This is a genomic window from Pelagerythrobacter sp. Soil_C_18 (assembly GCF_057657235.1).
Genome location: NZ_JBDGIU010000003.1, coordinates 353,589 through 365,773, shown reverse-complemented (window position 1 = coordinate 365,773; position 12,185 = coordinate 353,589). Strand labels below are relative to the sequence as shown.

13 protein-coding genes are annotated in these 12,185 nt (G+C 67.1%); 2 read left to right on the top strand and 11 right to left on the bottom strand.

Annotated elements, in window-relative coordinates; translation table 11 throughout:
• Window positions 1-6 precede the first annotated feature (6 nt).
• Together AC3A5N_RS09810 and AC3A5N_RS09805 are read right to left on the bottom strand one after the other, a co-directional pair.
• Entirely contained in the window at window positions 7-849 is an 843-nt protein-coding gene (locus AC3A5N_RS09810; protein ID WP_487737129.1) for an arginyltransferase, read from the bottom strand.
• A 152-nt stretch (window positions 850-1,001) separates the two neighbouring features.
• Complete coding sequence (locus AC3A5N_RS09805; protein ID WP_487737128.1) at window positions 1,002-2,255, bottom strand: threonine ammonia-lyase; 1,254 nt, start codon at window positions 2,253-2,255, stop codon at window positions 1,002-1,004.
• Window positions 2,256-2,396: 141 nt separating this feature from the next.
• Here AC3A5N_RS09805 and AC3A5N_RS09800 point away from each other — a divergent pair, with 141 nt between their 5' ends.
• Both AC3A5N_RS09800 and AC3A5N_RS09795 read left to right on the top strand, forming a co-directional pair.
• Window positions 2,397-4,094 (top strand): amidohydrolase, encoded by a 1,698-nt coding sequence (locus AC3A5N_RS09800; protein ID WP_487737127.1) that lies wholly within the window; start codon window positions 2,397-2,399, stop codon window positions 4,092-4,094.
• A gap of 340 nt (window positions 4,095-4,434) precedes the next feature.
• Complete coding sequence (locus AC3A5N_RS09795) at window positions 4,435-4,665, top strand: hypothetical protein (protein WP_203109539.1); 231 nt, start codon at window positions 4,435-4,437, stop codon at window positions 4,663-4,665.
• A 259-nt stretch (window positions 4,666-4,924) separates the two neighbouring features.
• Here AC3A5N_RS09795 and tatC read toward each other — a convergent pair whose 3' ends face one another.
• The 9 genes from tatC to AC3A5N_RS09750 form a co-directional block, all read right to left on the bottom strand.
• Window positions 4,925-5,725, bottom strand: a complete 801-nt coding sequence (gene tatC, locus AC3A5N_RS09790; protein WP_487737126.1) for a twin-arginine translocase subunit TatC — start codon at window positions 5,723-5,725, stop codon at window positions 4,925-4,927.
• Window positions 5,726-5,731: 6 nt separating this feature from the next.
• Window positions 5,732-6,094 (bottom strand): Sec-independent protein translocase protein TatB, encoded by a 363-nt coding sequence (gene tatB, locus AC3A5N_RS09785; protein ID WP_487737125.1) that lies wholly within the window; start codon window positions 6,092-6,094, stop codon window positions 5,732-5,734.
• 26 nt (window positions 6,095-6,120) lie between these two features.
• The gene (tatA, locus tag AC3A5N_RS09780; RefSeq protein WP_487737124.1) at window positions 6,121-6,372 is read right to left on the bottom strand and encodes a twin-arginine translocase TatA/TatE family subunit; all 252 of its coding nucleotides are present in this window, start codon (window positions 6,370-6,372) and stop codon (window positions 6,121-6,123) included.
• A gap of 79 nt (window positions 6,373-6,451) precedes the next feature.
• Window positions 6,452-7,072 (bottom strand): SMC-Scp complex subunit ScpB, encoded by a 621-nt coding sequence (scpB, locus tag AC3A5N_RS09775; RefSeq protein ID WP_487737123.1) that lies wholly within the window; start codon window positions 7,070-7,072, stop codon window positions 6,452-6,454.
• Window positions 7,069-7,884: a segregation and condensation protein A gene (locus tag AC3A5N_RS09770; protein WP_487737122.1), complete on the bottom strand. Its 816-nt coding sequence runs from the start codon at window positions 7,882-7,884 to the stop codon at window positions 7,069-7,071. The genes scpB and AC3A5N_RS09770 overlap by 4 nt, the downstream gene beginning before the upstream one ends.
• Window positions 7,881-8,900 (bottom strand): beta-N-acetylhexosaminidase, encoded by a 1,020-nt coding sequence (gene nagZ, locus AC3A5N_RS09765; RefSeq protein ID WP_487737121.1) that lies wholly within the window; start codon window positions 8,898-8,900, stop codon window positions 7,881-7,883. Before nagZ ends, AC3A5N_RS09770 begins: the two co-directional genes overlap by 4 nt.
• A 76-nt stretch (window positions 8,901-8,976) precedes the next feature.
• Window positions 8,977-9,684: an SPOR domain-containing protein gene (locus tag AC3A5N_RS09760; RefSeq protein ID WP_487737120.1), complete on the bottom strand. Its 708-nt coding sequence runs from the start codon at window positions 9,682-9,684 to the stop codon at window positions 8,977-8,979.
• A gap of 2 nt (window positions 9,685-9,686) precedes the next feature.
• On the bottom strand, window positions 9,687-11,432 hold the full coding sequence (gene argS / locus AC3A5N_RS09755) for an arginine--tRNA ligase (RefSeq protein WP_487737119.1): 1,746 nt from the start codon (window positions 11,430-11,432) through the stop codon (window positions 9,687-9,689).
• Window positions 11,433-11,501: 69 nt separating this feature from the next.
• Window positions 11,502-12,152, bottom strand: a complete 651-nt coding sequence (locus AC3A5N_RS09750) for a hypothetical protein (protein ID WP_487737118.1) — start codon at window positions 12,150-12,152, stop codon at window positions 11,502-11,504.
• Window positions 12,153-12,185: the final 33 nt, after the last annotated feature.

Sequence of the window (12,185 nt, the reverse complement as noted above, 5' to 3'; positions counted from 1 at the left end):
GCGAGGTTATTTCGGCAGACGATACTGGTGCGCGGTCCCGTCTTTGGCCGGCCGGCCGTCGATATCGGGGTCGGGCTTGCGAGCGACGGACGCGGCGATGAGCGCATCCTGCTGCTCGGCTTCGAAGCGGCGCCAGCCGTCGTGCCCCAGCCGCTCCATCGGACGGAAGCGGATCTTGTACTGCATGCGCTGCGAACCATCGACCCAATAGCCGAGATAGACGTAGGGCAACCCGTCGGCGGCAGCGCGCCGGATGTGGTCGAGGATGATGTAGGTTCCAAGTCCAGACCGCGCCTCGTGCTCCGGGTCGTAGAAACTGTAGATCATCGACAGGCCGTCCCCCTGCCGATCGGTCAGGCACGCTCCGACAAGGCGACCCGGCCTTTGATCGTCGGAGGGCTCCCGATATTCAACCACATAGCTCGTTACGGGAGTGTGTTCCACCATATCCGCGAAGTCGAATTCGTCCATCGACGCCATGCCGCCGCCGGGGTGCCGCACGCCGAGATAGCGCTGCAGCAGGGTGAACTGCTCGTCCGTCGCCCAGGGGCGGCATTCGGTGGTGACCAGATCCTCGTTGCGCCGCATGATGCGCCGCTGGGTCGAGGATGGTTCGAACTCCCCCGCCACGACCCGCACCGACACGCAAGCCTGGCAATTGAGGCAGCTCGGGCGGTAGGCGACCGTCTGGCTGCGGCGGAAGCCGATCCGGCCGAGCGCTTCGTTGAGCTGGTCGGCGTTCGCGCCCTTGAGCTCGGTGAACACCTTCCGTTCGCTGCGGCCGGGCAGGTAGGGGCACGGCGCGGGGCTGGTCACGAAAAACCGGGGAAAGCGAACGGGGGCCGTCACGGCGTGGGATCTACCTCTCTGACAGCAGAATCGAACGGGGCTGCAATTCGATCCCGACTATGCCGACAAGTGCTGCGCGGTAAAAGTCCCTTAACCATGTATCACGGCCGGAACGGGTCGTTTTGCACAATGGGAGCCGCCGGGGTCCCCTGTCAGGCGAGTTCCACCTGGCTTACCGAATAGCCGTTGGCCCGCAGCGCCTCGATCAGCGCATCGATCTGCTCGCGGTCGCGCGCCTCGCATTCGATGTCCGTGATCAGGCCCTTGGCCGGCAGGCTGGTGAAGATCCGCTGGTGGTAGATCTCGATGATGTTGACGTTGTGCGCCTCGAACTCGCGCATCACGCGGTAGAGTGCGCCGGGGCGGTCCTGCAACGTGATGCGCAGCCGCGAGAGCCGGCCCGAGCGGGCGAGATCGCGCAGCAGCACGTTGGCGAGCAGGCGCGTATCGATATTGCCGCCGCATAGCACCAGGCCGACCTTGCGCCCGGCGAAGCGCTCGCGGTGTTCGAGCATGGCGGCAAGACCCGCCGAGCCAGCGCCTTCCACCACGGTCTTCTCGATCTGTAGCAGGTAGGAGACCGCCTTCTCCAACGCTTCCTCGCTCACCAGCAGGATGTCGTCGACCCGTTCGGCGATCACCTGCGAGGTGAAGACGCCGGGGGCCTTGACAGCGATCCCTTCGGCCAGCGTGTCGCCGCCGCAGATCGGATCCTCGCCCTTGATCTTGGCGTACATCGAGGGGAACAGCGCCGCCTGGACGCCGATCACCTGCATGTCGGGGCGCAGCGCGCGGGCCACCGTCGCCATGCCTGAAATCAGGCCCCCGCCGCCGATCGGGGTGACGAGGCAATCGAGCTCGGGCGCGTCTTCCAGCATTTCCAGCGCAGTCGTGCCCGCCCCTGCCGCCACGTTCGGATCGTCGAACGGGTGGACGAAAGTGAGGCCGAGCTCCTGCTCCAGCTTGCGCGCATAGGCATAGGCCTCGTCGAAGGTCTCGCCTTCGAGCACGACGTTGCCGCCGACGCTCTCGGTCTGCATGACCTTCACCGTCGGCGTGGGCCGCGGCATGACGATCGTGACCGGCACGCCGAGACGCGTGCCGTGGTAGCTGAGCCCCTGCGAGTGGTTTCCGGCCGAAGCGGCGATGACCCCGCGCTCCCGCTGTTCCTGCGACAGCAGCAGCAAGGCGTTGAGCGCACCGCGTTCCTTGTAGGCGGCGGTGAACTGCAGGTTCTCGAACTTGAGCCAGATCTCGGCCCCGGCGATCTCCGAAAGCGTGCGGCTATACATGGTCGGCGTGCGAACCACTGCGCCCTTGATCCGCTCTGCGGCCGCGCGGACATCGTCGATGGTCAGGCTCTGCGCCGCAGATTCCGCAGCGGAGACGGTTTGGGTCTGGTTCATGGCCAAGCGCCCTAGGGCAAAACCCGGCGGCAGGAAACACGGCTTTGTTGCGCGCGCGCGGGCATTTGCTTTGGCGCCGACTTGCCCTAGGTGCCCGCCCATTCGGGTCTCACGGCCCGCCCGCGACAGAGGAATGCCTGCATGATCCGTCTTGCCACCTCCGCCCTTGCCCTTGCCGCCGGCTGCTGGAGCGCCGCGGCCGCGGCCGACACGCTGATCGACAATATCCAGGGGATCACGATCGACGAGGACGGCGAGATCGACAACTTCACCGGCCTGGTGATCGGCGACGACGGGCGCATCAAGGAAGTGCTCGACCGCCGCGACAAGCGCCCGCGCGACGTCGACTTCCAGGTCGACGGCGAGGGCCGCTTCGTCATTCCCGGCATGATCGATTCGCATCTCCACGTCATGGGCCTCGGCTTCGCGGCGATCACGCTGGATCTGTCGGATACGAACTCGCTGGAAGAGGCGCAGGCCAGGATTGCCGAATATGCCGCTGCGAATCCGGGCCGGCGGTGGATCATCGGGCGCGGTTGGAATCAGGTGAAGTGGGGCCTCGACCGGTTCCCCACCGCAGCCGAGCTCGATGGCGTAGTGGCGGATCGCCCGGTCTGGCTCGAGCGAGTCGACGGCCACGCCGGCTGGGCGAACTCGGCCGCCATGCGGATCGCGGGCGTAACGGAAGCCACCGCGGACCCCGCGGGCGGGCGGATCGAGCGGATCGCGGGAACGCGCGAGCCGGCCGGCGTCTTCGTCGACGCCGCCACCGGCCTGATCGCCGCCAAGGTCCCCGCGCCGCGCCCGGCCGACCGCGATCTGGCGCTGCAGAAGGCGCAGGAGATCCTCCTGCGCAACGGCGTGACCGCGGCGGCCGACATGGGCACGACGATCGAGGACTGGCAGTCCTACCGCCGAGCGGGCGACGGCGGCTGGCTCAAGGTCCGCATCATGGCTTATGCGGCCGGGACCGGGGCGATGGAACTGATCGCCGGCCCCCGCCCCTCCCCCTGGCTCTACGACGACAAGCTGCGGCTCAATGGGGTCAAGATCTATCTCGACGGCGCGCTCGGCTCGCGCGGGGCGTGGCTCAAGCGCCCCTATGCGGACGATCCCGACAACACCGGGCTGCCGCTGCTCACCGGTTCGCAGCTCCGCAATCTCATGAGCCGCGCCGCGCTCGACAAGTTCCAGATCGCGGTCCACGCGATCGGCGATGCCGCAAACGGCGAAGTCCTTTCGGCCATTCACGAGCTCGCCGGCACGTACGAGGGCGACCGGCGCTGGCGGATCGAACATGCCCAGATCGTCGATCCCGCAGACATCGCGAAGTTCGGCGGCCGCGGCATCGTCGCCTCGATGCAGCCGGTGCACCAGACGTCCGACCGGCTGATGGCCGAAGCACGCCTTGATCCCGCGCGACTCGAGGGCGCCTATGCCTGGAAGAGCATTGCCGACGCCGGCGCTACGCTGGTGTTCGGATCGGACGCGCCGGTGGAATCGCCCGATCCCTTCGCCGGGATCGCCGCCGCCTTCACCCGCCGCGGTGCGGACGGCCAGCCCTTCGGCGGCTGGCGGCCGGAAGAGGCGGTCTCGCGCGAACGGGCTCTCGCGGCCTTCACCAGCGACGGCGCCTATGCTGCCTTCGCGGAAGGCCGATTCGGCCGTCTGGTCGAGGGTGAGCTTGCGGACTTCGTGATGATCGACCGCGACCCGCTTCTCGCGACGCCGGACGAGCTGCGCGCCACCCGCGTCCTGGAGACCTGGGTAGGCGGCGAACGCTATTACATGGCCGAAAATGCAGCCGAAGGCGCGGCGGCCAACACATCGGCGCGATAATCCCCCGAACCGGCGCAAAGCAGGCGAAATCGCCCGTGTTTTAAGGTTTTTGCAACCTTGGAAACCTAGGCGAGACAACGCATTGGTCGGTTTGTCGCGGCGGGGCCGCCACGATCGGCCGGTGCGCCGAGTTTCGGCGATCGGGTGGAGCCCTTCCGATTCGACGCCGCGAACCCGCCTTGGGCTTTCAGCAACGGGTGAGTTTATCCGCGCCTGAGGTGTTACAGTTGGGCCACAAGTAACGAGAAAATCTAAATGTTACGGGTTGCCAGCATCTTCTGTCTGCCTTAGGGGGGACAGCGAGTTTGAACGTTAAAGAGAATTCGGAGGAGACGAATCGATGAAGTTCCGTAATCTTGTTGCCGCAACGGCAGCGCTTTCCCTGGCCGCGTCGCCGGCGATCGCTCAGTCGGCCGTCAGCGCCGATCGTGCCTCGGCTCCGGTCGAAGGTGAGAGCAAGCTGAACGGCGGCGGTTCGGGCGTCGTTCTCGCAATCCTCGCCGCTGCTGCGGTTATCGCCGGCATCGTGATTGCCGTCGACGGTGGTGACGACGATCCGGTCAGCGTCTGATCGACGTTCCAGAACGAAATAGAAAACGGGGCCTTACGGCCCCGTTTTTTTATGTCCGGAAGAGACGTGTCGGGCGCGCTCGGCTTTCGGACCAGGGAAAGGACGAGTGAGAGGACGGGCCGCGCGCTCCGCGCGGCCTGCTTAGGGTGCACACCTAACGCCCTCCCACCCCTGATTGATCAGGAAGACTGACAGGCTAGGAGCGTAGCGCAGGTCGGGTCCGTTGGCCCCAAGCTGCGCGACGATGGGGTTTGCCGCGCTAGCCTTCGGTCTCTTCGTCCGCCTTCTCGTCCTCCGCATCGGCGGCAGCCTTGCGCTCCGAGAAGCGCATCAACACGAGCGATCCCTCGAACAGCAGCAGCAAGGGCAGGGCCAGGATCAACTGCGAACCCGGGTCGGGCGGCGTCACGATCGCGGCAACCGCGACCACCGCCACGATGACGTACCGCCGTGCGGCAACAAGTTGCTCCCGCGTGACGATGCCTGCGCGATTCAGCAGCAGCAGCAGAACCGGGAGGAGGAAGCTGATCCCGAACGCCAGGATGAACTGCATGACCAGCGAGAGATAGTTGCCGGTGCCGGGCAGAGCCTCGATGTCGAGTCCGCCGACCGTCCCTTCGAAGCCGAGGAACCAGCGAAACGCCGTCGGCATGACGACGTAATAGGCGAGCGCGGCCCCGCACAGAAACAGAATGGGTGTGGCAATCAGGAACGGCAGGAAGGCCTTCTTCTCGCGCGCGTAGAGGCCCGGCGCGACGAAGGCCCAAAGCTGGTTCGCGATTACCGGAAAGCTGATGAAGAAGGCTGCGAAGAGCGCCACTTTCAGTTCGACGAAGAACGCCTCGTAGAGCTGCGTGTAAATCAGCTTCCCCTGTCCCTGGGGGAAAGCGAGCGTGAGCGGCCGCACGAGAAAACCGAAAATGTCGTCGGCAAAATAGAGACAGACGGCGAAGGCGATCGCCAAGGCGATGACACATCGCATCAGACGCGCCCGCAGTTCGATCAGATGATCGAGCAACGGCGCCTGCGTCTCATCGAGATCTCGCAATTGAAGTGCCATGGCGCGCTATTCGGACCCCGGTTTGCCGAGGGGCAGCTTGGGCTGGTCGTCTGCTTCGGGCGGAGGCGCCTGCGGCTCGGTTCGCGATTCGGCAGTCGGCGCAGTCGCCGGTTCAGCCGACTCGGCCGCGTCCGCCGGATGTTCGGCCATGATCTGCGCGTTCTGCTCGCGCCACTTCTTCTCCATTTCCTCCATTTCCGCCTCGCGGATCATGGTCTCGACCCCCGTGCGAAAATGGCCGGAAACACGGCGAATCTTGCCCATCCACCGGCCGGCCGTGCGCAAGGCAAGCGGCAGGTCCTTCGGGCCGATCACAATGACCGCCACGATTACGATGACGAGCAGTTCGGTGGCGCCGATATCGAACATGGCTCAGACGGCGCGGAAATTCGGGTTCAACGGTTGCTGTCGCGGCTTTCCGCCGGCTTCACGTCGCTGGCCGCTTCGGACGCCGGCTTCGCCTCGTGCGCAGGACCTTCGATTCGCGGCGAAGGTTTCGAAGCCTTGCCGTCCTCCTCGGTCATGCCTTCCTTGAAGCTTTTAATGCCTTTGCCGAAATCCCCCATCATTTCCGAGATGCGCCCACGCCCGAAGAGGACGAGGATAACGAGCGCGATGATGATGAGCTGCCAGGGGCCGAGCGACATGGGGAACCTTTCGTTTGCTTGAGGGGCGATATAGGCCTTTCCACCGCCTCGCGCCAGCGCGGAGCGGTCGACAACAGATTCAACTGGTAGGCAGCGTCTGCCCCTGCGTTTCTGTCTCGGAGGTGTCGTCCCCGCCCGCTGCGGCCGCTTCGTAGGCGTCCTCGACCGGATCGAGCAGGCCCGCGGCGCGCAATTCGTCGATACCCGGCAGGTCGCGCCGCGATTCGAGGCCGAAGTGCTGCAGGAACTCGGGCGTGGTCGCATATATCACCGGCCGCCCGGGAACTTCGCGCCGCCCCGCCACGCGCACCCAGCCCGCCTCCATCAGCACGTCAAGCGTGCCGGAGGAGGTCTGCACGCCGCGGATCGATTCGATCTCCGCGCGGCTGACCGGCTCGTGATAGGCGACGATCGCAAGCACTTCCGTCGCGGCGCGGCTCAGGCGGCGGACTTGCTCGCGCTCGCGCCGCAGCAGGTGCGCGAGATCGGGCGCGGTCTGGAAATGCCAGCGCTTCGCCCGCTCGACCAGCCGAATCCCGCGCGGTTCGTAGAATGCGGCGAGGTCGCGCAGCGCCTCGCGGACATGGCCCGGATCGGCATCGCCGAGGTGCCCTGCGAGCGCCTCGACCGTCATCGGCTCCTCGGCGGCGAACAGCGTCGCCTCGATCGCGCGCTGGAGTTCGTCGACCGCCGCCGTCATGCGGTCACTCGCCGCAGACGGAGCGGACCGAACACTTCCTCTTGCGCCAGCTCCGCCTTGCCCAGGCGGGCGAGTTCGAGCGCCGCCACGAAACTCGATGCGAGCGCCGAGCGGCGCAGGCGCGGCTCGGCATGGGGCGGCAGGAAATCGCGCAGCTCCATCCAGTCGAGCGTGACGCCGAGCATCGCCGATACCCGGTCGAGCGCCGATTCGAGCGTCATGACCGGCCGTTCGCGAACCATATGGATCGCCGGCGCCGTGCGCGCCTTGACCTGCCCGTAGGCCTGGACCAGCGCGTACCAGTCGCAAGTCCATTTGGTCGTGCGGTCGATCCGCAGCCCCTCCGGCGCAGGGCGAACGAAGACGTCGCGCCCGATCCGGTCGCGCGCCATCAACCGCGCCGCCGCCTCGCGCATCGCGCCCAGCCGCTGCAGCCGCAGTTGCAGCCGCAGCGCGAGTTCTTCGGGGCTCGGGTTCTCCTGCTCCTCCCTCGGCAGCAGCAGGGCCGATTTCAGATAAGCAAGCCAGGCAGCCATCACGAGGTAGTCGGCCGCCAGCTCCAGCCGCAGCGCCTCCGCCCGCTCGATATAGCCGAGGTACTGGTCGACCAGCGCGAGGATCGAGATCGAACGCAGATCGACTTTCTGCCGCCGCGCGAGGTCGAGCAGCAGGTCGAGCGGCCCTTCCCACCCGTCGAGCTCGAGATAGAGCGCGGTGTTCTCGGTCTCGCCCGCCCCTGTACCGGCCCAGCTCTCATCGTCGTCGGCATCGGGGCCGGCGGCGATATCGAAGAGCAGGCCGTCTTCGGTCACGCCGCTTGTCCCGCCAGCGCGAGCAAGGCGTCCCGCTTGGCCAGAAGATCGGTCGCCTGTCCCTCAGTCCCGCGCACTTGTGTGCCGTTGAGTGCCTGTTCGAGGCGTTTCAGTCCCCGTGCGGGCAAGGCGGGCAGGTGCTCCGCAATCGCCGCCATGTCGTCCATCTTCGCCCAGCAGTTGAGCACGAGATCGCAGCCCGCGGCGACGGCGCGCGCCGCCCTCTCGGGAACCGTGCCGGAGAGCGCCTCCATGTCGATGTCGTCGGTCAACAGAAGGCCGTCGAAGCCGATCCGCCCCCGGATCACCTCGTTCACGACCGTCGGCGAAAGAGTCGCCGGGTTGTCGGCGTCCCACGCGGTGAACAGCAAATGTCCTGTCATGCCGATCGGCGTGTCCGCCAGCGCGCGGAACGGCGCGAGGTCGGTCTCCAGCTCCGCCTCGCTCGCGGTGACGGTGGGCATTTCCTTGTGGGTGTCGGTGCTCGAACGGCCGTGCCCCGGCATATGCTTGATGCAGCCCGCGACCCCGCCCCGCGCAAGCCCGTCGAGAATCGCGCGGCCGAGCGCGGCGACCTGCTGAGGTTCATTGCCGAGCGCGCGATCGCCGATCACGTCGTGCGTCCCTTCCTGCCGCACGTCGAGCGGCGGGTGACAATCTACGGTGATGCCCATGGCCGAAAGCTCGATCGCCATGGCCTCCGCATTGGCGCGCGCCGCCTCGATCGCGCTTGCCGGCGCGATCTGGTAGAGCCGATCGAACGCCGCGCCGGCCGGATAACCGGCCCATTGCGGCGGACGCAGGCGAGCGACCCGGCCGCCTTCCTGATCGATGCAGACGAACAGACGCTCGCGCCCATGCAGGTCGCGCAGGGAATCGGTCAGCGCGCGCAATTGCTCGCGCGTTTCGCAGTTGCGGCCGAACAGGATGTAGCCCGCAGGATCGGCTTCGCGGAAGAAGTCGCGCTCCTCCGCGGTCAGCCTGGCCCCGGACAGTCCGAAAATTGCGGGCGTCATGGGTTAGGAATCGCAGCAATCCGCGCATGCCGCAAGCACGGCAGCGGGTTGCGGTGTGGATAGCGAGTGTGGTGGCTCAGCGCTTGACCTGGCAAGCGACCCCATCGGCCTGCAAGGCGTCGCACAGCCGCTTCGCGGAAGCCACGTCGCCGGCGACTGCCTGGAGGCGGTAAACGGTGCCGATGTCGGCCTTGCCCTCGACAATGCGATGCTTGACGCCGCTCAAAACCTCGGTCTGGCGGGTCAACGTGGCCCAGCCGCGCTGCGCAGTCTCGCGGGTCGAGAACGCGCCGACCTGCACCGCAACGCCGGTCGAGGTTTCGGTTTCGCTCGCCCCGGTTTCGGAAGCGGCGCGCGGTGGCCGCACCTCCTGCTCCTGCGCGAGACGCCCCTGCTGGCTCTGCCCCAGGCCGACGGCCGGTGCGACATCGCCGGTTCCCTCTGCGATGCGGCCGCCGGGATTCTCGGGCCGTTCCTTGTAAGGCTCCTCGGGCGCTTCGATCGTGCTGCCGTCCGCCACGAGATCCGGATTGCCGCGCCCCTTCAGCAGATACCAGCCGCCGCCGAGCACGACTGCGAGCACGAGCAGCGCGAGGATCACGAAGCCCACGATCCGGCCGGCGTCGACGCCCTGTTCGTCGCCTTCGTCGTCGGCCGATTCGAGCCAGGGGAGCCGTTCGTCATCGTCGAGTTCGAGCTCGTGGGTTTCCATGGCCTCGCCATCTTCTTCCCACTCGCCAGCCACTGGCCCGCCGTCTTCGATGTTTCCACCCCGCCCCGTCATCGTCACATCTCCTCGACGGCCTCCACCCCCAGCAATGCGAGGCCATTGCGAACCACTTGCCCGATCTGCGCGGCGAGGAAAAGCCTCGCGCCGCTGAGCTCGGCATCTTGTGCCACGATGAAGCGCTTTGCCGGGGTGTCGTTGCCAAGATTCCAGTAGGCGTGGAACGCCGCCGCCAGATCGTAGAGGAAGAAGGCGACGCGGTGCGGCTCGCGCGCCTGTGCGGCCGCTTCGACCATCCGCGGGAACTGCGCGGCCTGCTTGACCAGCGCGAGCTCCTCAGCGCCCAGACGGGCGATCGCAGCATCCGACGGCGTCACGCCTTCGGCAGCGCCCTTGCGCAGCGTCGAGCTGATCCGGGCATGCGCGTACTGCACGTAGAAGACCGGATTATCCTTCGAGGCCTCGACCACCTTGGCGAAGTCGAATTCCATCTGTGCTTCGGGCTTGCGGGTAAGCATGGTGAAGCGAACCACGTCCCTGCCCACTTCCTGCACCACGTCCGCCAGCGTGACGAACGTGCCGCTGCGCTTCGACATCTTCACCGGTTCGCCGCCGCGCAGGAGCTGGACCATCTGCACCAGCTTCACGTCGAAGGGTATCGGCTTGCCCTCGCCCTCGCTGAGCGCGGCAACGGCGGCCTTGATCCGCTTCACCGTGCCCGCGTGATCCGCACCCCAGATGTCGATCAGCGCATCGGCGCCTTCGGCCTTCTGCATGTGGTAGGCGAGGTCGGCGCCGAAGTAGGTCCAGTTCCCGTCGCTCTTGCGGATCGGGCGGTCCTGATCGTCGCCGAAGCGGGTCGAGCGGAACAGCGGCAGCTCGACCGGCTCCCAATCCTCGGGCGTCTTGCCCTTGGGCGCTTCGAGGATGCCGTCGTAGACCAGATCATATTGGCGCAGCCATGCTTCCGCCTGCGCGGGCTTGCCGGCGCGCTGGAGCTCGGCTTCCGAGGCGAACACGTCGTGGTGGATGCCGAGCAGCGCAAGGTCGGCCTTGATCAGTTCCATCATGGCAGCGACCGCGCGGGCGCGGAACTCGGGCAGCCACTCGCTTTCAGGGGCATCACGATATTTGTCGCGGAGTTCCGCCGCGAGCGCCTGGCCTACCGGCTTCAAATATTCGCCGGGATAGAGCCCTTCCGGGATCGCGCCGATGTCCTCGCCCAGCGCCTCGCGGTAGCGCAGATGCGCCGAGCGGGCGAGCACGTCGACCTGGCCGCCGGCGTCGTTGACGTAGTATTCGCGGACCACCTCGTGCCCGGCGAATTCGAGCAGCGCGGCCAGCGCGTCGCCCACGACCGCCCCGCGGCAGTGCCCCATGTGCATCGGGCCAGTCGGGTTGGCCGAGACGTATTCGATGTTGACGCGCGTGCCGGTGCCGAGCGCCGAGCGGCCGTAGTCCGCGCCGAGTTCAGCGATCGCGGCCAGCTCGTCGCGCCACGCCGCGTCCGACAGGCGCAGGTTGATGAAACCCGGGCCGGCGATTTCGGCGCTTTCGATGTCCGGATCGCGCTCGAGATGGGCGACCACCTTCTCGGCCAGCGCGCGCGGGTTGGTGGCGGCATGCTTCGCCAGCACCATCGCGGCATTGGTGGCGAGGTCGCCATGGCTCGGATCGCGCGGCGGCTCGACCGCAACGTTGGCGCGCGAGCTGCCTGCGGGCAACGCGCCTTCGGCTTCGAGTGCGGCGAGCACGGCATCGACTTTCGCCGCAAAGGCGGCGTGCAGGGTCTTGCGTTCGGACATGGTCCGCGCGGTTAGACGAAATGCCGCAAAGCGCAAGCGCCCGCCCCCGGCGAGCGCATGCTGCCCCCCTTAGCGGGTGGCGTTGTAGGTCAGTTGTTCCTGCGTGAGCTGGAAACCGACCAGCAGCTCGAAATTCGCCCGGTCGAGCGCCGCACGGACTTCGGGATTGGCCAGCGGATCGAGTGCCGCGTCCGGATCGCCCGGTTCGCGGCGGCGCGTGATCTGTTCGCGAATGTCCTCCGGCAGCGTCGCGGCGCCCCGGTCGATGAACGCGCCCGCCACGCCGCTACCCTGCGCGCGCTCCTGCCCGGCGGCGAAATCGATCACGACGGTGCCGACGCGCTTCGACTGCACCGCCGAACCGCCGCGCAGGACGGTGGAGAAGTAGGGAAGCTCGACCCGGCGCGCTTCGCTGGCGTCGGTGCGGCGCGCGAGCACGTCGAACGTCGCTTCGGAATAGATCCGCTCGCCGGTTTCGTTGCAGGTGCTGCGCACGTTGGTAATCGCCGCGGTCACGTCGATATTGTCGGCGGTGGGCTGACCGGGCGTGCGGAACAGCGTGATGTCGCCGGTGTAGTCGGGCACACCCACGGCAGGGCACGCAGTCCGCACCGCGGTGATGCCGACGCCCTGATTGATGACGAGATCGCCTTCGCCCGCACAACCCGCCAGCGCTGCTGCGAGGGCGATCGGGGCGAAGAGGCGGCGGCTCGGTGTCATGCAAGGCTTCCTTCGAATTCCAATCTCGCCGCC